The sequence below is a fragment of the Longimicrobiaceae bacterium genome (assembly GCA_035936415.1).
GTDB lineage: Bacteria > Gemmatimonadota > Gemmatimonadetes > Longimicrobiales > Longimicrobiaceae > JAFAYN01.
Genome location: DASYWD010000264.1, coordinates 1 through 21,062, shown reverse-complemented (window position 1 = coordinate 21,062; position 21,062 = coordinate 1). Strand labels below are relative to the sequence as shown.

General features: G+C 73.0%; 9 protein-coding genes and 1 tRNA gene. All 10 read right to left on the bottom strand.

What is annotated here, in order from left to right:
- On the bottom strand, positions 1-1,692 hold a 1,692-nt coding region (locus VGR37_10660; protein HEV2147852.1), incomplete at its 3' end, for a non-ribosomal peptide synthetase.
- 288 nt (positions 1,693-1,980) lie between these two features.
- Positions 1,981-5,169, bottom strand: a complete 3,189-nt coding sequence (locus tag VGR37_10655; GenBank protein ID HEV2147851.1) for an amino acid adenylation domain-containing protein — start codon at positions 5,167-5,169, stop codon at positions 1,981-1,983.
- Entirely contained in the window at positions 5,166-5,894 is a 729-nt protein-coding gene (locus tag VGR37_10650) for an aspartate/glutamate racemase family protein (protein HEV2147850.1), read from the bottom strand. Before VGR37_10650 ends, VGR37_10655 begins: the two co-directional genes overlap by 4 nt.
- An 8-nt stretch (positions 5,895-5,902) precedes the next feature.
- A complete protein-coding gene (gene asnB / locus VGR37_10645; protein ID HEV2147849.1) occupies positions 5,903-7,774 on the bottom strand; it encodes an asparagine synthase (glutamine-hydrolyzing) in 1,872 nt (623 codons plus the stop codon).
- A 33-nt stretch (positions 7,775-7,807) separates the two neighbouring features.
- Positions 7,808-9,805 carry a methylaspartate mutase subunit E gene (locus VGR37_10640; protein ID HEV2147848.1) on the bottom strand — a complete coding sequence of 666 codons (1,998 nt, stop codon included), beginning with the start codon at positions 9,803-9,805 and terminating at the stop codon, positions 7,808-7,810.
- A gap of 41 nt (positions 9,806-9,846) precedes the next feature.
- Entirely contained in the window at positions 9,847-17,508 is a 7,662-nt protein-coding gene (locus VGR37_10635; GenBank protein ID HEV2147847.1) for an amino acid adenylation domain-containing protein, read from the bottom strand.
- Positions 17,509-17,907: 399 nt separating this feature from the next.
- Positions 17,908-18,918 (bottom strand): sigma-54 dependent transcriptional regulator, encoded by a 1,011-nt coding sequence (locus tag VGR37_10630; protein HEV2147846.1) that lies wholly within the window; start codon positions 18,916-18,918, stop codon positions 17,908-17,910.
- A gap of 421 nt (positions 18,919-19,339) precedes the next feature.
- A tRNA-Leu gene (locus VGR37_10625) sits at positions 19,340-19,421 on the bottom strand.
- Positions 19,422-19,456: 35 nt separating this feature from the next.
- A complete protein-coding gene (gene rpe / locus VGR37_10620) occupies positions 19,457-20,125 on the bottom strand; it encodes a ribulose-phosphate 3-epimerase (protein HEV2147845.1) in 669 nt (222 codons plus the stop codon).
- 5 nt (positions 20,126-20,130) lie between these two features.
- A complete protein-coding gene (gene rpiA / locus VGR37_10615; protein ID HEV2147844.1) occupies positions 20,131-20,841 on the bottom strand; it encodes a ribose-5-phosphate isomerase RpiA in 711 nt (236 codons plus the stop codon).
- Positions 20,842-21,062: the final 221 nt, after the last annotated feature.

Here is a 21,062-nt window from a genome sequence, read left to right as displayed (position 1 = left end):
GCGCAGCCCCCGCTCCCGGGCGCGCGCGACGATCTGGATGGAGAGGATGCTGTCGCCGCCGAGCTCGAAGAAGTTCTCGTGCACCCCCACGCGCTCCACGCGCAGCAGCTCGGCCCACAGCTCCGCCAGGATCCGCTCGGCGGGGGTCGAGGGCGCCGTGTAGCCGCTCGCGGAGGCGGCGGCGGCGGGCGCGGGATCGGGGAGCGCCCGGCGGTCGAGCTTGCCGTTGGGCGTCAGCGGCAGCGCCTCCAGGAGCACGAACGCAGCCGGAACCATGTACTCCGGCACCCGCTCCATGAAGTAGGCGCGCAGGTCCTCGGTGCCCGCCCCTCCGGCACCCTCCGGGACGAAGTAGGCGGCCAGCATCTTCCGTCCGTCCCCGTCGGACCGGACCGCCACCGCGCCGCTCCTCACCCCCGGGTGCGCCAGGAGGACGGCCTCCACCTCGCCGGGCTCGATGCGGTGCCCGCGGATCTTGACCTGGTCGTCCGCCCGGCCGACGAACTCGATCAGCCCGTCGCGCCGGTAGAGCGCGAGGTCCCCGGTGCGGTACATGCGCGCCCCGGGGGTCCGGCTGAAGGGATCGGGGACGAACTTCTCCGCGGTCGTGTCCGGACGCCCCAGGTAGCCGATCGAGACCGCGGGTCCGCCCACGTGCAGCTCCCCCGGGATGCCGATGGGCGCCGGGTTCAGGTACGCGTCCAGAATGTAGACGCGCCGGTCGCCGATGGGCCGGCCGATCGGGACCGAGGCCGCCTCGGGCGGGAGGGGGCGGTCCAGCGGGTGGCACGCGCAGAACACGGTGCACTCCGAGGGGCCGTAGCCGTTCACCAGCCGCACCCCCGGGAGCGCCTCCATCGCCCGGCGGACGTGCGGAACCGAGAGCGCCTCGCCCCCGACCATGAGCTGCGACACCCCGGCCAGCGCGTCCGGCCTCGTGTCGATCAGCGCATTGAAGAGCGAGGAGGTCACCCAGAGGGTGGTCACGCCGTGCTTCCGGATCGTCTCCGCGAGCCCGTCCAGGTCGGTCCCGGGGCCGTCGAAGAGGACGCAGCAGGCGCCGGTGACGAGCGACGCCCACAGCTCCAGGGTGAGGGCGTCCCAGGAGATCGAGGAGTAGTGCAGCAGCGTCTGCGCGGGATCGAAGGACACGTAGCCCACGCCGAAGATGAACCCCGGGATGCTGCGGTGGGGGATCATCGTCCCCTTCGCCTGGCCGGTGGACCCGCTGGTGAAGGTGACGTACGCCGGATCGTCGGGTCCCACCCCCGCGTCGACGGGCGCCGCCGCCTCGTCCCCGGCGCTCGCCTCCTCGATGCGGACCCGGGTCCCGCGGTAGCCGGCGAAGAGGGCAGCCCGGTCCCCGCCGGTGAGGAGCACCGGGGCGCCGGTGTCGGCCAGCATGAACGCGAGGCGCTCCGCCGGGAAGGCCGGGTCGAGGGTGACGTACGCGCCCCCCGCCTTGAGCACCCCCAGGAGCCCCACCACCAGCTCCACCGAGCGCTCGGCGCAGACGCCCACGTACACGCCCGGCCCCACGCCCAGGCCGCGCAGCGCCCGGGCCAGCCGGCCGGCCCGGGCGTCCAGCTCGGCGTAGGAAAGGCGCGTGTCGCCATGCACGAGCGCGGTGGCGTGCGGGCGCTCCAACACCTGCCGCTCGAACAGCTCGTGAATGCAGAGGCTCTGCTGCATCGTCCTTGAATTCGGGGGACCGGCCGCCGGTCGGCGGCCGGAAGGTCCGGGGTTCCTGGGCGCGACCGGCGGCGCGCGGGGGCCGGGGATCCGGACCGCCGCAACCCGGCCCGACAGGGCAACCCGCGTACCACGGCGCGGCCCGCGCACCGGCTCGTTAACCTGCTATCCTGCAATCACTTACGAGACGCATACAAAACGTCGGCGCCCGTCGGCGTGCGGGGGTGGCACAGAGCGGCCCCGCGGAGCGCGCGGCCCGTGCACACCCGCACGCCCGGAGGCCGCCGCTCAGGCCATGCTCCACTGCTGCACCATCTCCTGCTCCGCCCGCGTCATCATCGGCAGCGCCGAGATGCGCGCGTCCGGGCCCCCCACCGCGCTCTCCAGCAGGCACTCCAGGTGCTCCAGGAGCGCGTCGACCGCCTCCGCGTCGAAGACCGCCGTCCGGTACTGCGCCGAGACGGTGAGCCCTTCGGGGGTCTCCGCGGCGCCGAGCGTCAGGTCGAACTTGGCCGTCGTGTCCTCCACCGGGAGCGGGCTGAGCGTGAGCCCGGGGAGCTGGAGCTCCGCCTCCGGGGTGTTCTGGAGGACGAAGAGCGTCTGGAAGAGCGGCTGTGCGCTGGTGCGGCGCTCCGCGGGGAGCGTGGCGACGATCGCCTCGAAGGGGACGTCCTGGTGCGCGTACGCGCCGAGGACGCTCCGGCGCACCCGCTGCAGCACCTCGCGGAAGGGCGGATCGCCGGAGAGGTCGGTCCGCAGCGCCAGGGTGTTCACGAAGAACCCGATCAGCCGCTCCACCTCGGCGCGGTTCCGGTTCGCGATGGGGAGCCCCACCACCAGGTCGGACTGCTGCGTGTACCGGTGGAGCAGGACCTTGTAGCCGGCCAGGAGGATCATGTAGAGCGTCGCCCCCTCCTCGCGGCCCAGCGCCTTCACCCTGCGGAGGAGCGCCGCCGGGAGGGTGCGCGAGCGCACCTCCCCCTCGCGGCTCCCGTCCGCCCCTCGGCCGTGGCGGATGGGGAGGGACAGCACGGGCGGGTCCGCCAGCGCCTCGCGCCAGTAGTCCATCCTGCGCTCCAGCGCCTCGCCCTGGAGCCACCCGCGCTGCCAGAGCGCGAAGTCGGCGTACTGCACCGGCAGCTCCGGGAGCCGCGCGGGCCCGCCCTCGACCTCGGCGCGGTAGAGCTCCGCCACCTCCTCCACGAGGATGCCCATGCTCCACCCGTCGCTGACGATGTGGTGCATCGTGAGGAGGAGCACGCGGTCGCCCTCGTCCACCCGGAGGAGCTGCGCCCGGACGAGCGGTCCGGCGGCCAGGTCGAAGGGGAGGGCGGCCTCCCGCGCGATGCGGGCGCGGAGCTCCGCCTCGCGCTCCCCGTCCGCGACGGGGGCGAGGTCCGCCACCGGGAGGTCGATCCGCACCTCCGGGACGACCTCCTGCGTCGGCCGCCCGCCCGACGAGGGGAAGCGGGTGCGCAGCGCCTCGTGCCGGCGCACGACCCCGTTCAGGGCGCGCTCCAGCGCCCCGGCGTCGAGCGCCCCGCGGAAGCGCACCGCGTACGGCATGTTGTAGGCGGGGTTCCCGGGGTCCGCCTGGTCCACGTACCAGAGCCGCTGCTGCGCGAAGGAGAGCGGGACCTCCCCCGTGCGGTCGGCGGGGAGGAGCGGCGGCACCTTCTCCGCGGCGTCGCGGGCCTGCGCGATGTAGTCGGCCGTCGCGGCCACGGTCGGGTTGTCGAAGAAGTGCCCCAGCGGCACCTCCGCCTCCAGCACGGCGCGGACCCGCGAGAGGACGCGGGTCGCCAGGAGCGAGTGCCCCCCGATGTCGAAGAACTCGGCCTGCACCCCCACGCGCGCCACCCCGAGCACCTCGGCCCAGATCCCCGCGACCACCTCCTCCACGGGGTTGCGCGGAGCCACGTAGTCCCTCTCCGTCTCCCCCTCGGGGGAGGGCTCCGGGAGCGACCTCCGGTCGATCTTTCCGCTGATGGTGCGCGGCAGCTCCTCCATGGAGACGAAGCGCGACGGGACCATGCTCTCCGGGAGGTAGTGGAGCAGGTGGGCGCGCAGCGCGCCGGGCGCCTCCTCCGCCTCCAGGACCACGTAGGCGCACAGGTAGGTGCTCCCCTCGGCGTCCTTCCGGTCGACCACCGCGACGTCGCGCACCCCCGCCCGGGCGCGGAGCAGGTTCTCGATCTCCCCCAGCTCCACCCGGATCCCGCGGATCTTCACCTGTCCGTCCCTGCGGCCCAGGTACTCGAAGTTCCCGTCCTCCATGAGGCGGCCCAGGTCGCCGGTCCTGTGCACCAGGTCGCCGGGGTCGTCGCTGAACGGGTTCTGTACGAACACCTCCCGCGTGAGGTCGGGGCGGTTGTAGTAGCCGTGCGACCGGTACGGAGTCCGGATGTAGATCTCCCCCACCACGCCCGGAGCGCACACCTTGCCGCGGTCGTCCAGGAGGATGGCGCGGGCTCCCTCGATGGGCTTGCCGATCGGGACGAAGGGGCGGTCCCGGTCCTCGGGGCGCACGAAGTAGGCGAACTTCGCCATCGTGGTCTCCGAGGTCCCGTACAGGTTCACCAGCGTCACCCGGTCGCCGAACACCCCCGTCCACCTCCCCACGTCGGCGGGGAGGAGGGGCTCCCCCGCCATGAGGACGTACTTCAGCGCGGGGAAGTGGATCGGCGTCAGCGGCTCGTTCACCAGCGAGCGGAAGAGCGAGGGGACGCAGTGCACCACGTCCACCCGCGCCGCGTCCAGCCACTCCGCCAGCCGCGGCGCGTCGAGGATCGTCTCCCGGCCCTCGGGGACGCAGATGGTCCCCCCGGTGCACAGGGGGAGGAAGATGTCGCGCAGCGAGCCGTCGAAGGTGGGCGGGAGGAGGTGGCTCACCCGCCACCCCGTCCCGACGCCCAGCGCCTCCGTCTCCCAGCGGATGAAGTGCGCCAGCCCCCGGGCGCGCCCCGCGATGGCCTTGGGGCGCCCCGTGGATCCCGAGGTGAAGTACACGTAGCACGCCGCGTCGGGATCGGAGGGAAGCTCCTCCGCCGGGGCGTCCGGCCCGGACGCGTGCTCCTCGCCGTCCAGCAGGAGCACCCGGCTCCGGAACGGAGCGTCCTCCAGGAGCGAGGCGACGCGCGCGGCGAAGGGCGTCTCGGTCACCACCCAGGCGGGGGAGACCTCCTCCAGCATCATCCGCAGGCGGCCGTCCGGGAGCGTGGCGTCCAGGGGCGCGAAGACGCCCCCCGCGCGCAGCGTCCCCAGGATGGAGGAGATCATCTCCACCGGGCCCGCGGTGAGGATCGCGACCACCTCCGCCTCCCCCGCGGCGTGCGCGCGCAGGTGGGCGGCGAGACGGCCGGAGCGGCGGTCCAGCTCCGCGTAGGTGACCTCTCCCCCGGCGAAATCGATGGCCGGGGCATCGGGGTGCTCCGCCGCGACGCGGCCGAACCGCTCCTGGACGCTTTCGAACTTCATCGTGCGTGCTCCTCTGCGAGTTGCCGTGCGATACGCCCCATCGGGTCCACGCAGCGCACGTCGGGCGCGCAGGCGGAAAGGTGGCGTGCGACCATGTGGACCTCCGAGCACCCCGCCACGAAGGCGTCGGCGCCGTACCTGACCATCATCTCCCGGACGAGCTCCGCCAGCGGCCGGGCGTCGGTGCTGTGCTTGAGGCGGTAGAGGTGCGCGTGGACCCGGTCCTGGTCCTCCTCGTCGGGCCAGACCACGCGGTCCTCCACCTCCGGCCAGAGCGGGTGGCCGTGGAAGAGCCCCAGCCTCCGCGCCCCCGTGCTGCACACCATCAGGTAGCGCAGCGGGGCGCCGTCCTCCCGGCGGCCGCCGCACCGCGCGACCCCGGCCAGCGCCTCCTCCACCAGCGACCACACCAGCGGGCGCAGGTCGTCCGGGAGCCGCGGGACGAGGTGGTGCGCGGTGAAGCAGCAGATCACGATGCGCGTGCTCCCGGCCTCGCGCAGGCGCCGGAGCGCCGCCGCCAGGGGGCCGAGCACCGCCTCCTCCTCCCCGCGCAGGAAGTGCGACGTACGGTCCGGGATGGCGGGGTCGGAGTAGACCACCACCGCCGGGAGACCCTGCTCCTCCTCGTGGCCGTTGTCGTCGTAGAGCGTGCGGAGGAACTCCGCCGAGGCGAGCGGCCCCATCCCTCCCAGGACGCCGAGCATCCCCCGGTCCGTCCGCGCCACGGCGCCCATCAGCGGAGCGGGGCCAGGCCGAACTGCTCGGCCAGGATCTGGAAGGTCAGCACGGTCATCAGCAGGTCGTCCTCGAAGGGGAGGTTGAGCCGGAAGCCCGGGCGCGAGTACTGCGCCTTGAGCCGCTCCACCGTCACCGGGTTGAAGACGCCCTGCCTGCGGATCCGCTCCTCCGATAGGAGGTCGTGCACCCACTCCTCGCCGCTGCGCAGCAGGGCGGGCGAGCCGGGCGCGTGGAACCCGAACTTCTCCCGGTGCACCACCTCGCGCGGGAGCCGCGTGCCGGCGACCTCCTTGAGGATGTACTTCTCCGTGAGCCCGCGCAGCTTCAGCTCCGGGGGGATCCGCGCGGCGAAGCGGACCACGTCCACGTCCAGGAAGGGGTAGCGGGCCTCCACCGAGTTGGCGAGCGCCATCCGGTCCCCGTGGTCCGCCACCAGGTGGTCGGAGAGGCGCAGCTTGAAGTCCAGGTAGGAGCGCTGGTGGATGTAGTGCCGCCCCCGCAGCCGGTCGTGGTTCACCAGCTCGTGGTTGGCGCACTCGAACTCGTGGAACGACTCGTTCAGCCCGTCGGAGTAGAGCGCGGACTTGGTCTCGCGGAAGGCGTGGTAGCCCTTCTCGTAGAAGAGGTCCCGGCACCCCCACATCCGCTCCCGGAGGTCCTCCTCCAGGATCTCGTCCAGGTCGTACCCGCCGCCCCCGCCGCGCCGCCCCGACCGGTCGAAGCGGTAGCCCACGTAGCCGGCGAAGAGCTCGTCCGCGCCCTCGCCGGTGAGCACCACCGGGATCCCGTGGCCCCGCACCGCCTCCGAGAGCGCCATCGAGCAGGTGTTGTACGACTCCTTCACCGGGCACTCGCAGTGGTAGATCATCTTCCACATGCGGCTGGAGATCTCGTCCCAGTCGAACACGATCTCGTGGTGCTCCGAGCCGACGTGCGCGGCCACCATCCGCTGGTACCCGGTCTCGTCCTTCTCCCGGTCGGTGAAGCCGATGGAGAAGGAGTGGCGCCCGGCGTCCGGGGAGACCTCGTGGATCAGCGCCGCGATCAGCGAGGAGTCCAGCCCCCCGCTGAGGTAGTAGCCCACCGGGACGTCCGCGTTCAGCCGGTAGCGGACCGACTGCGTCAGCAGCTCGGCCAGGCGCTCCACGTAGTGGCTCTCCGGCAGGGCGTCGAGCACCTCGTCCTCCCGGGGGTAGTCCAGGTCCCAGTACTCGTGGAGCCGGACGTCCCCGTCCTCCGCCAGGAGGTAGTGCCCGCTCTTGAGGCTCCGGATGTCGCGGAACGCCGTCCGGGGGCTCACCAGCCCCGGGAAGGAGAGCACCTGGTCGAGCCCGGTGGGATCCACCTCGCGCGGGACCCCCGGGTGCTCCAGGATCGCCTTGATCTCCGAGCCGAACACCAGCCGCCCCTTCACGGTGGTGTAGTAGAGCGGGTTGATCCCGAAGTGGTCGCGGGCCAGGAAGAGGCGGCGCGCGCGGCGGTCGTAGAGCGCGAAGGCGAACTGCCCGTTCAGGCGGTCCAGGAGCCCCGTCCCGTGCTCCTCCCAGAGGTGCAGGAGCACCTCCACGTCGCTCTCCGTCCGGAACACGTGCCCCTTCGCCACCAGCTCACGGCGGAGCTCCCGGTAGTTGTAGATCTCGCCGTTGCAGAGGAGGACCAGCGACCCGTCCTCGTTGTAGAGCGGCTGGTCGCCGGAGTGGAGGTCGATGATGCTCAGCCGCCGGAAGCCGAGCGCGATCCCCTCCTCGGCGAAGCAGCCGCCGGAATCGGGGCCGCGGTGGACCAGGGTGCCCGTCATCCGGGCCACCACCTCGGGGCCGGGGACCGCTTCTCCGTTCAGGCTGAAATAGCCCGCGAAACCGCACATGGATGAACCGCTTCTCGTGGTTGTGGGAACGGGCTACGCCGGGACCGCGAAGGCGGCCATGATGTCCATCGCGACCGGGGACCGGCCGCTGCCCGCGTAGAGGGGCCAGCTCTCGTACTCCCCCCGGGCGATCTGCAGCACGTCGCGCTCGATCAGCAGGTGGTCCTGCTCGGGGGCGAGCCCCTCGGCGCGGCGGCGCTCCGTCATCCGCTCCGCGTGGAACTCCTCCAGCTCGCGCCCCAGGGGGAGCCGGCCCACCGAGAGGAAGCGGACCGCCCCCTCCGCGTCGCGGGCGGTGGTCACCTCCCCGCGGTTGTGGATGCTCGCCGAGAAGGGGATGTCCAGGAGCCCGAGCCGGAACCCCGCCACCACCCCTTCCGCCACGCTCCCGCCCCCCGCCGACAGCACGCCATGCATGAGCGCTTCCACCTCGCGGCGGATCAGGACCGCCTCCGCCTCCACCCGCTCCTCGTCCACCGCGATCCCGGCGGCGTCCGCCACCCCGCGCATGGCGAGCTGGATCCCGTGCAGGTTGTCCTGCATGGTCGGGATCTTGACCGCCTCCACGGGCGTCTTGGTGAGGATCCGGGTGGCGCCGGAAAGGGCGGCCGAGGCCCCCGACTGGTAGATCAGCTCCTCGGCCCGCGCGCGGTCCTCCGGGAAGGCCGCCATGTACTGGTGGAAGACGGTGTTCACCTGGACGTCCGAGTATCCCAGGTTGGCGATGAACTCCCGCCCCATCTCCCCCATCACCCGGAGCGCGGCCACGTCCTGGACCCGGTGACCCTGCTCCGCGTAGCCCAGGCTGACGCACTTGACGCCCTGCTGCACCGCGAGCAGCGCCTGCACCAGATTCACGGCGATCGCCAGCGAGGGCGGGATCAGCGTGGCGGTGAGCGTGCCGAAGAACTCCCGGTCCAGCGGGATGCCGAACCGCTCGTGGTAGATCCCGGTGAGGCGGTCCACGTACTGCCACCGCCGGACGGACTCGTCCAGCGGGTAGTTCTTGTAGTACGGGATGTTGTAGCAGATCGCCCCGCCCTCGAAGGCGGTCACCCCGCCGGCGTACGAGATCTCCGCCAGGAGGCGCGGATCGCGGGTGCTGTGGCGCGTCTGCAGCGGGACCTGCACCCCCTGGACGATCTGCCGCAGCGCCGGCACCCCGTGGTTCACGACCGGGAACCCGTTCAGGGTCGAGGCCCCGGTAGCCCGGCTCCTGCGGATCTCCTCCTCCACCCCCTGGTAGTCGTTGTTGCGGGTGAGGGAGTCCACCTGGTACGAGAGCACCCGCACCCCCGCCGCGCTGAAGGCGCGGAACAGGCGGAGCTGGTCCTTGGGGAGCGCCACCCCGGAGCGCGGCTGCAGCAGGATCGGGGCGCGGCCCTCCAGCACGGCCGCCTGGGCGCGCGGAAACGAGGGCTGCCGCGCCAGGAACTCCGCGTTCCGGTCCAGCGCCTGCGCCTCGCTGCCGCGCTTCCAGTGCTGGATCACCTCCCTCCGCTCGCGCTGGAACTCGTCCGGGTCCAGGCACGCGTCGTGGACGGCGGAGGGGAGGGCCCTCTGCGCCGAGCGGGCCTGCTCCCACAGGGTGGAGAAGTCCTGGGCGGGAGGCACGTCGCGGAGGTCGCGGGCCAGCGTGTCCAGCACCAGGCGCACGTCCGTGAAGCGCGTGAACGCGCGGTGGAAGCCCAGCTCGCGGAAGTGCTGCTCCGCCCCGCAGCCGTCGTCGATCGTGAGGTTCCCCCCCAGGTACCAGAGGACCCCCTGCGCCGGGTGGCGCTGCCGCATCTCCGGGAACTCCCGCAGGTAGCGGCGCGCGTGTCCGTCCACGCTGGAGACCATCACCAGGTTGCAGAGCGGGGCCCACTCGAAGAAGCTGTCCAGCGTGTTCTGCGGCCCCAGGTAGCGTACCCGGTACCCGTGCGTGGTGAGCGCCCGCCGCAGGATGGTCAGACCGACCGAATGTGAATCACCGCCGATCCCACCCAGCAGGACGGTGTGCCCGCCTTGCTCCGGATCGTGAGTAGGCATGAATGGCTCGAGTGTGAGAAGGTCGATGTCGAGACGTCCGGTCAGACCAGGTCGTCGTTGAAGGCCTGCACCAGCGACTGGCTTTCCCCCGCACCCGCGCCGGCCAGGCTCCCGACCGGCTGGTCCGGGTTCTCGGCGACCTCGTCGAGGAAGGCGGTGAAGTCGGCCAGCATCTGCGCGGCGGTGCTCTCGTCGAGCAGCCCCAGGTCGTGCTCCAGCTTCCCCACCATCCCCTCCCGGGTCTCGCTCACGTTGAGGAGCAGGTCGAAGGTGGCGGTCCCGGGGTGCGCCTGCATGGGCGAGAGCCGGAGGCCGGGGAGCTCCAGCTCCGGCATGGGGGTGTTCTGCAGGACGAACATCGCCTGGAAGAGGGGGTTCACCCCGCGGATCCGGCGCGGCTGCAGCTCCTCCACCAGCCGGTCGAAGGAGAGGTCCTGGTGCGCGTACGCGTCGAGGCAGGTCTCGCGCACCCGGCCCAGCAGCTCCCGGAAGGTGGGGTTGCCAGAAAGGTCGGTGCGCAGCACCAGGTTGTTGATGAAGAAGCCGATCAGCCCCTCCACCTCCTCCCGGCCGCGGTTCGCCACGTTGGTGCCGACCACGACGTCCTCCGACCCGGAGTACCGCGCCAGGAGGAGGTCGAACGCCGCCAGGAGCGTCATGAAGAGCGTGGCGCCCTCGTCGCGGCTGAGCGCCCGGAGGCGCGCGGCGGTGTCGGCCGGCACGTGGAAGGTGCGCACGCCTCCCTTCCCCGTCCGCGCGCGGGACCCGGAAAGCTCCAGCACCGCGGGCGCGCCGCCCAGCCGCGCCTTCCAGAAGGCGAGCTGCTCCTCCAGGCGGTCCCCCTGCAGCTGGAGCCTCTCCCAGAGGGCGTAGTCCGCGTACTGAACCGGGAGCTCCGGGAGGGGGGACGGGCGCCCCTCCAGGAAGGCGGCGTAGAGCGCGGCGAACTCGCGCAGGAGCACCCCCACCGACCAGCCGTCGGAGACGATGTGGTGCATGCAGAGGACGAGGACGTGGTCCTCCGCCCCGAGCCGCACCAGCACGGCGCGCAGCAGCGGCCCCCGCTCCAGCGAGAAGGGGCGGCGAGCCTCGCGCCGGACCAGCCGCAGCAGCTCTGCCTCCGGCTCCTCGTCCGGGACGGAGTCCAGCTCCACCACCGGGAGGTCGAAGGGCTCCGCCTCGAGCACCCGCTGCTCCGGCCCGTCGGGCCCCTCCGCGAAGACGGTGCGGAGCGCCTCGTGCCGCCGGACGATCTCCCCCAGGGCCGCCGCCATCGCGGCGGTGTCGAGTGGCCCGTCGAGCCGGACCGCCGCCGGGATGTTGTAGACGGCGCTCCCCGGGTGGAGCCGGTCGTGGAACCACAGGCGCTGCTGCGCGAAGGAGAGCGGAGCGGATCCGCCCCCCGGCCGGGGAGTGATCGGGGTGGCGGGGGCGGGGCTCCCCTGCGCGGCGGCCACGTGGCGGGCCACCTGCGCCACGGTCGGCGACTCGAAGAGCGTCCGCAGGGGGAGGTCCGTCCCGAACAGCTCGCGCACCCGGGCCACCAGCCGGGTGGCGCTCAGAGAGTGCCCGCCCAGCTCGAAGAAGTCGTCGTGCACCCCCACCTCGCGCATCTCCAGCACCTCCTCCCACTCCCGCACCAGCGCCTCCTCCACCGGGTCGCGGGGGGGGACGTAGCGGGTCTCGATCGCCCCGCGGCTCCCCTCCGGCTCGGGGAGCGCACGCCGGTCCACCTTCCCGTTGGGGGTCAGCGGAAGCTCGCCGAGCGGCACGAAGACGGCGGGGACCATGTAGTCCGGGAGCCGCTCCGCCAGGTAGGCGCGGAGGGCGCCCGTGGAGAGGTCCCCGGGGGCGTCGGGGACCACGTAGGCCACCAGCCGCAGCTCTCCGCGCGCGTCCGGACGCGCGGAGACCACGGCGTCGCGCAGGGCGGGGTGCGCCCCGAGCACCGCCTCCACCTCTCCGGGCTCGATCCGGAAGCCCCGGATCTTCACCTGCTCGTCCACGCGTCCCAGGAACTCCAGCTCCCCGTCGCCCCGGTGCCGGGCCCGGTCGCCCGTACGGTACAGCCGCGCGCCCGCCTCCCCCCCGAACGGATCGGGGAGGAAGCGCTCGGCGGTCAGCTCCGCGCGGCCGAGGTAGCCCCGCACCACGCCCGTGCCGCCGATGTACAGCTCTCCCGGGGTCCCGGCAGGGACCGGGTTCATCCCCCGGTCCAGCACGTAGAGCCTGACGTTGGGCACCGGGCGCCCGATGGGGGGCGCCCCCTCGCCGCGGGCTTCGCCGGTGGAGGCCCAGATGGTGGCTTCGGTGGGGCCGTACGCGTTGAAGAAGCGCCGCCCGCCGCGCCAGCGCGCCGCCAGCTCGGCGGGGCACGCCTCCCCCGCCACCACCAGCGCGCGGAGCTCGGGGAGCGGCTCCACGGGTGTGGCCGCCAGCGCGGACGGCGGGATGGTCAGGTGGGTGACGGCCCGCTCCCGGAGCAGCCGGGTCAGCCCCGGGCCCGGGAGGAGCGCGTCGCGGCCCGCCAGGTGCAGCTCGCCCCCGCCGTAGAGGGCCATGACGATCTCGAAGGTGGCCGCGTCGAAGTTGAGCGACGAGAACTGCAGCACCCGCGACCCGGGTCCGTTCCCCAGGGTGCGCACCTGCGCCTCCGCCAGGTTGCAGAGGCCGCGGTGCGGGACCAGCACGCCCTTGGGGCGGCCGGTGGAGCCGGAGGTGTAGATCACGTACGCCAGCCCCTCCGGGCCCACCTCCACCCCGGGGTCGTGGCCGGGCTGCGCGGCGAGGAGCGCGGCGTCGCGGCGGAGCGAGACCACCTCCCGCACGCCCGCGAGCGCGGAGTCCCGCTCCCCCGATGCGACCGCCACCGACACGCCCGCGTCCTCCAGGATCAGGCGCAGGCGCTCCGCGGGGTAATCCGGGTCGAGCGGGAGGTAGGCCCCCCCGGCCTTGAGGATCCCCAGCATCCCCACCACCATGTCCGTAGAGCGTCCGGTCGCGAGCCCGACGATCGCTTCCGGGCCAACACCCCTCGCGCGGAGCAGGTGCGCCAGCCGGTTGGCGCGCGCGTTCAGCTCGCCGTACGTGAGGCGCTCCTCCTCCGAGACCACCGCGACCGCCTCCGGGGCCCCCGCCGCGCGCTCCTCGAAGAGGGCATGGAAGGAGCGGTCGCGGGGGGTGTCGGCCGCGGTGGCGTTCCAGGCTCCCATCTGCCGATCGAGCTCCTCACCGGAAAGGAGCGTCACCGCGTCCACGCGCCCGGAGGGGTCGGCGGCCATGGCCCGGAGCACCCGCAGGTAGTATCCGGCGACCTCGTCCACCTGCGCCTCCTGCAGCTCGCGCCGGTCGTAGCTGAAGTACAGGCCGACGTCGGAGGTCACCACGTCCTGCGAGAAGTTCGCGGCGAACGTGTAGTTGGTCTCTTCGAAGAAGTCCCCTTCCACCACCTGCAGCGAGTCAAGCGCCAGCGCCTCGCGATAGGCGCGGAAGTGCATGTGGTTGAAGACCGTCTCGAAGAGCGGCTCGGTCCCGTGCAGGCGCTGGATCCGGCTCAGCGGGAAGCGGCGGTGCGGCGCGGCCTCGTGCTCCTTCCGGAAGGTCCACCGGACCATGTCCTCCCAGCTCCCTTCCCACCGCGCTCCACGCAGCGGGACGGTGTTCAGGAAGAGGCCGGCCACCTGCTCCCCGCCCGCGCGCTCGGGGCGCCCGTGCGTCACCACGCCGGTGACCACGTCCAAGTCCCCGTGCAGCAGGCCCATGACGCGCAGGTGCGCGGCGAGCAGCACGCTCTTGAGCGAGACGTCGAGCCGCCGCGCCAGCTCCTTGAGCCCGGTGGAGAGCGCTGCGTCGACCGGGACCGGGCGGATCCCGATCCGTCCCGCCTCCGGCGCCCCTCCCCCGTCCCGCGGCTCCGTCCGTCGGGGGATGCGTCCGGGTGTGCAGCCGTCCAGCTCCCCGCTCCAGTACGCGCGGCTCGCCTCCGAGGCCAGCGTCTCCCGCTCCAGGGCGATGAACTCCCGGAACCGGACGCCCGGGCCGGCCGTCTCCACCTCCTCGCCCCGCGCCAGCGCCAGGTAGTGGCGGAAGAGCTCGGAAAGGAGCGAGGAGACGCTCCACCCGTCGAGGACGGCGTGGTGGAAGCTGATGGTGAACTGGAACTCCGCCTCGCCGCGACGGTGGACCTGGAAGCGGACCAGCGGCGCGCGCGTCCAGTCGAAGGGGCGGCGCTTCTCCGCCTCGATCCACTCGCGGACCGCCTTCGCCTGCTCATCCGGTGCGAGATGGCCCATCTCCTCCACCTGCAGGGGGAGCGGCACCTCCCGGTGCACGAGCTGGAGCGGCTCGGAGAAACGGTGCAGGTCGAAGGAGGTGCGCAGCACCTCGTGCCGCTCCACCAGGCGGCGGACCGCCTCCGCCATCGCCTCCGGACGCATGGGGGCGCGAAGCCGGAAGGTGGTGATGTCGTGGTAGATCGCGCTGTCGGGGCTGAACTCGCTGTGGAAGAGCATCCCGTGCTGGAGGCTCGAAAGCGGGTAGGCGTCCTCCACCCCCGCCGGGAGCCGGCCGCGGTCCGCCTCGGACACGAGCGCGAAGGGCTCCAGCTCCGGCGCTTCCCCGGACCCGTCCGCCTGCTGCACCACCTTCGCGAGCCCCTCCACCGTCGGGTTCGCGAACAGGTCGGGGATGATGAAGGTCAGCCCCTGCTCGCGGGCCGCGGCAAGCACCTGGATGCTCAGGATTGAGTCGCCGCCCAGGGCGAAGAAGTTGTCCCGGACCCCCACCTCCCGCCGCAGGACGTCGGCCCAGATGGAAGCCAGGATCTCCTCCGTGCGGTTGCGCGGAGCCACGTAGGGCTCCGTGGCCGCCCCCTCCAGCTCCTCGGGCGCGGGGAGCGCGGCCATGTCCACCTTGCCGTTGGAGCTCAGCGGGAGCGCGTCCATGACCGCGATGGCGGCCGGGACCATGTAGGCGGGGAGGGCCTCCTCCAGGAAGGCCCGCAGCTCGGCCTCGCCGCCCTCGCTCCCGGCGTGCGGCGCCACGTAGGCCACCAGGCGCCGCTGGCCGGGCACGTCCTCGCGGACCATGACCGCGGCGTCGTGCACCGCCGGGTGCTCCCGCAGCACGGACTCGATCTCCCCCAGCTCGATCCGGTAGCCGCGCACCTTCACCTGCCCGTCCACCCGCCCCAGGAACTCCAGGTTCCCGTCCGCCCCGTGGCGCACCCGGTCCCCCGTCCGGTACAGCCGCGCGCCCGCATCGGCCCCGAACGGATCGGGCACGAAGACCGCGGCCGTCCGGTCCGCCAGCCCCGCGTATCCCCGCGCCACCCCCGCACCGCCCACGTACAGCTCCCCCACCACCCCCGCGGGGACGGGCTCCATCGCCTCGTCCAGCACGTAGAGGCGCGTGTTCGCGACCGGCCGCCCGATGGGGACCGATCCCGTGGCCGGCGTCCGTGCGTCCACCTCGTACACGCAGCAGCCGACCACCGTCTCCGTCGGCCCGTACTCGTTGATCAGGCGCACCCCGGGATGCCGTTCCCGCCAGCTCGCCAGGTCCTCCGCGTAGAGCGCCTCGCCCCCGATCACGAGGGCGGCGGTCCCCACCGCCGCGCCGGCGGGGAGCTGGCGCTCCAGCACCCGCAGGTGCGAGGGCGTCAGCTTCGCCGCCCCGAACTCCGTCCCGCCCAGGAGCGCGGCGCCGAGCCCCTCCACGCCCTCCTCCTCCGCGAGCAGCGTCACCGTCCGGCCCGCCACCAGGGGCGCCAGGAGGCTGGTGACGGTCAGGTCGAAGCCGATGGAGGAGTGCACGGGCGCGCCCCCGCGCCCGGCCAGGTCGTACGCCTCGGCGCTCCAGAGGAGGTAGTTCACCAGCCCCTGGTGCGGCACCATGACGCCCTTGGGCCGCCCGGTGCTCCCGGAGGTGTAGAGCACGTACGCCAGGTTCCCGGGGCCCGCCTCCGCCGCGGAAGCCTCCGGCCCGGCGGGCGGCTCCTCGTCCAGGAAGACGACGCGGGCGCCGTGCTCCGGGAGCGAGGCGCTGAGCGCGCGCTCCGTGAGCAGTACCGGGGCGCGCGCGTCCTCCAGCATCGCCGCGAGGCGCCTGGCGGGCTGGGCGGGGTCCAGCGGGACGTAGGCGCCCCCCGCCTTGAGGACCGCCAGCAGCCCCACGAGCAGCTCCGGCGTGCGGTGCGCATGCACGCCCACGCACACCTCGGGGCCGACGCCCAGCACCCGCAGCGATCGCGCGAGCCGCCCGGCGCGCGCGTCCAGCTCGGCGAAGGTGAGCTCCCGGTCCCGGAAGCGGACCGCCACCGCGTCCGGGGTCAGCGCGGCCTGGCGCTCGACGAGCGTGTGGGCGCACACGCCGGACGGGTACTCCCGCGCGGTGCGGTTGAAGTCGACCAGCAGCTCACGGCGCTCGTTCTCCCCCAGGAGCGCGAGGGCGTCGAGCGGGGCGTCCGGGGTCCGGGTGGCCGCGTCGAGGAGCGTCGCCAGCCGTTCCAGGAGCCGCTCCGCCTCCGCCCGGGAGACCGCGGCGGCGTCGAAGTCGATCGCGAGGGTGATCCCCTCCGCCGTTTCCATCCCCCGCGCCTGCGCGAGGGACCGGGTGGCGTACTCCCGGCGCGCCTCCACGGTGAACGCCACCCCGCCCGCGGCGTGCGTCTCCCCCCTCGCGTCGTAGGCGAAGGCGTAGGGGAGGTGCGGAAGCGAGCCCTTCTCCCCCTCGCGGTCCGCGAGCGCGCCCTCGTCGAAGTACTCCTGCCACTGCCGCAGCTCCTCCAGGCGTGCCTCCGCCTGCCGGAGGTGGTCCGCGAAGGAGTCGGCGCCCCGCGGCTCCACCGCCAGCGGGAGGTACCGGGCCAGCGGACCGACCACGCCCTGCAGCTCCGCGTAGTTCCGCCCGTCGAACCGGCATGCCACCGACAGGGGCCGCCCGCCGTCCAGCCGCCAGAGAAGCGCCTCCCAGCACGCCAGCAGCACGGCGGCCGGGGTGGCGCCGCACGCGTCGGCGACCGCGCGGACGCGCTCCGTCCGCGCCGGGTCCAGGGCGAGCGTCAGGGTGTGCGGCTCGACGGTCCCGTCGGGACGGAGCCGGCCGGCCGGGAGCCGGTCGGGGCGCGGGACGCGCTGCCGCCGCCAGAACCCCCTTCCCTCCTCCGCGTCGAGCAGGTCGTTGAGCCACTGGGAGAGGTCCGCGTACTGGAGGATCTCCTCCTCGTCGGGGGCTCCGCCCGCCGCGAGCACCGCGTACGCGGCGCCGAGCTCCCGGACCAGGTTGTCCAGCGTGCCGGAATCGGCGCAGAGCGCCGGGAGCGAGAGGAGCAGCAGGTGCTCGTCCGGCGAGAGCCGGACGAGGGCGGCCCGCAGCACGGCCCCCCCCTGCGGATCGTACGGCTCCCGCCAGAGCTCCTCGGCCAGGGCCCGCGCGCGGTCGGAATCGCCGTCCTCCTCGCGCCACCCCGCAGGCACGTCGTCGTCCACCACCTGCACGGGGACGGAGCGTCCGGGGAGGAGGCGGAAGCGGGTGCGGAGGACCTCGTGACGCCGGACGAGCTCGTCCAGGCTCCTCCGCAGGAGCTGCGCGTCGACCCCGCCCCGGATCCGCACCTGGCAGAGGACCCGGAGCGCCGACGAGCCGTCCGCGCCCGCGGACGACCAGACGCTTCGCTGCTGAGGAGAAAGCCTGAAGCCCTGCATCACCGTTTCCGTTGTCACGAGGCTGCGCCCTGTGCGAGGAGAAAGGAGGGGAACGGCGCGGGAGCGAAGACCGGGTCGTGCCGGTCCCCGCTGCGCTGCTCCGGCGCCGTCACCCGGCCCCCGCGGAAGGCGGCAGCCGGAAGGACGGCGCTCGTAAAGGGTCTGGGTGACTGCCGCGGATGAGGCCGGCACGCTGCGCCGGAGCAAGGCAATGAACAGACCATCCGCCACGCCCTGCGACGCATGCGCGCATATCCTTGATTCACAACTACTTACACGCGCGCTTCCATGCTCTCCGGACGGGGAGGTGTGCCGAGCCCGTCACACTCGCCCCCCGCCGCCGTATGGAGAGTGCACACCTGGACGCCCCGGCAGGGACAGCCGCGCGGCGGGCCGCCCTCAGTCGAGCAGGTGGTACAGTCCACGCCGGCTGATGCCGAGCAGACGCGCGGCCTCGGTCTTGTTGCCCTCGGTGAGGCGGAGCGCTTCGGAGATGTACTGCCGGCGCAGCCGCTCGATGGCCGATTCCAGGTCCAGGTGGAATCCGCCGGCAGGGAGGTCGGCCGCCAGACCGGCCGCCGCCCGGACGTCGCGCGGGAGGTGCTTGGGGAGGAGCTCCGGTCCGTCCTCCAGGGGCGCGAGGACCGTGGCGCGCTCGATGGCGTTCTCCAGCTCGCGGACGTTGCCGGGCCAGGTGTGCATCTCGAGCGCCTGCAGCGCCGCGGGGCTCACCGAACGGAGGGCGGACTCGTGCCGGGGGCCGTACTTCTGGAGGAAGTGCCGGCACAGGTGGAGCAGGTCCATCTTCCGCTCGCGCAGCGGGGCCATGTGCATCTCGATGACCCGGAGACGATAGTACAGGTCCTCCCGGAACGTGCCCTGCTTCAGCGCCTCTTCGAGCGGCCGGTTCGTCGCGGCGATGATGCGGACGTCCACACGGATCCGGCGCGTCCCCCCCAGCCGCTGGATCTCCCGCTCCTGGATCGCGCGAAGCAGCTTGATCTGGAGCGCCGGGGAGCACTCCGTGATCTCGTCCAGGAAGAGCGTCCCCGACTGTGCCTGCTCGAAGAAGCCGGGCCTGGACCGGTTCGCACCGGTGAACGCCCCCTTCTCGTAGCCGAAGAACTCCGCCTCGATCAGGTGCTCCGGGAGGGCGCCGCAGTTGACCGCGACGAAGGGCCGGTCCGCGCGCCCTGACCTGGCGTGCAGGACGCGGGCGAGCACCTCCTTGCCGGTGCCGCTCTCGCCCGTGATGAGCACGGTCGAGGAGGTCGGCGCGACCCGGCGGACGAGCTCGCGCAGCTCGGAGATCCAGCCCGACGACCCGACGAACTGCGGTCCCGGGCCATCGGGCGACTGCCTGCTGTCGGTGTGGAGGACTTCGAACGCGGCGGAAGCGGCAAACTGCATCTCGACCTCTCCGGGAGGGTTGACGGTGGAAGCCTCCTTTCGGAGGAGACCTCTACTGTGCGGGGCCTGGCAGGTGGCTCTACGGGTCGATAATTCCCTTCCCGCGGGGAATCCCGTGCACCCTGACCGAAACGGAGCGGGCGGAGCATGGCTCGGCCGTGCGGGACAGGGATCGGAGACGGCGTTCACCGGGGATGTCGTATAATAACACGACTCTTCCCGTTTCGTAAAGTGCTGCCAGCAAACAAAATAAATGGACGGCGCCGTTCGCCGTCCGCTCAGGGCGGTGGGCCCTGTAAGAGACAGCTTCCCCGGGACGCCGCCGACTGTCTCGTCCGGTTCGCTCCGCGGAAGCTCGTCGGCGGGGGGTGGAAGCGGCGAGCCCCCCGCCGGTGTTCGGCAGGGGGCTCGCTCTTTCAGGTGCCTGGGGCGGGACTCGAACCCGCAAGCCTCGCGGCGGGCGATTTTAAGTCGCCTGTGTTTACCGGTTTCACCACCCAGGCGCAGCCTTCAAGATAGCGTGGCCGCGCGGAAGGGGCTACTTCCCGCCCCGGGCCGCCTCCCGGAGCGCCCTCAGGTTGTTCGCCACGCTCGCCCGCCGGTTGTACACGGCCGACCCGGCCACCACCACCGTGGCGCCGGCGCCCACCACCTCCGCGATGGTGTCCGGCGCCACCCCGCCGTCCACCTGCAGCTCGACCCGCCCGGCGAGCCCGGCCTCGTCGATCATCCTCCGGACCCGCGCGATCTTCGCCGTGCTGGTGGGGATGTACGACTGGCCCCCGAAGCCGGGATTGACCGACATCACCAGGACCAGGTCCACGTAGGGCAGGACCTCGGTGAGCGTCTCCACGGGCGTGGCCGGGTTCAGCGTCACCCCCGCCCTGACCCCCAGCTCCCGGATCCGCTGCAGCGTCCGGTGCAGGTGCGGACAGGTCTCCACGTGCACCGTCAGGTGGTCCGCCCCCGCCTTCGCGAACGCGTCCAGGTAGCGCTCCGGCTGCTCGATCATCAGGTGCACGTCCACCGGGAGCGTCGTGGAGCGGCGCGCCGCATCCGCCACCAGCGGCCCGATGGTGAGGTTGGGCACGAAGTGCCCGTCCATCACGTCCACGTGGATCCAGTCTGCCCCGCCCTGCTCCGCTTCCCGGATCTGCTCCCCCAGCCGGGTGAAGTCGGCCGACAGGATGGACGGAGCGATCTTCACCGCGCTCACCTTCCGCCCTCCCGCTCCAGGACCCGCACGCCGTCCTCCCCCGCCACCACGACCGCCGAGGCGAGCCCCAGGAACAGCCCGTTCTCCATCACGCCGACGCGCCCGTCCAGCCGCGCCTCCAGCCCCTCCGGGTCGTCGATCCCTCCGGGGAAGCGGCAGTCGAAGATCAGGTTCCCGCCGTCGGTGACCACCGGCGCACCGTCCGGGGTCCGCCGGAGCGCCGGCTCCGCCCCCAGCGAGCGGAGAAAGTCCGGCTGGATCGCCGCGCCGAAGGGGTCGACCTCCACCGGGAGCGGTGCCCGCGTCCCCAGCTTCCGCACGATCTTGGACTCGTCCACGATGACGACCAGGCGGCGGGACGCCGTGGCGACCACCTTCTCCCGGAGGAGAGCGCCCCCGAGCCCCTTGATCAGCCGCAGCTCCGGGTCCACCTCGTCGGCGCCGTCGATCGTCAGGTCCACCCCGGGGGCCTCGTCCAGGGTCGCGAGGGGGATCCCCAGCTCGCGCGCGCGCGCGGCCGTCTGCTCCGAGGTGGGAACCCCCACGATCCCCTGCCACTCGCCCGCGGCACGCCGCTCCGCGACGTGGTCCAGGAGGTGGCGCACCGTGGAGCCCGTTCCCAGCCCCACCGTCATCCCGTCGCGGATCCACCCGGCGGCCCGGACCGCCGCCTCCCGCTTCAAAGCCTCCGCCGACACTGTCTGCACCGTGCTCCCTCCCCGTGCGGAATGACGTCCGTGCCGGCGCCCAGGCGCGCGCGGCGGCGAAATGTAGCATCCGCCCGGCGGGAGAGCGAGCACGAAAAAAGGAGGGGCCCCCGGGTGGGGACCCCTCCTCCGAGCTTCTTCCAGCGAGAGCCTTACCCGCGGACGCCGCGAGCGGGGACCTCGTACTGGTAGGGCTGGAACTCGCACCCGGGCCGGACCGG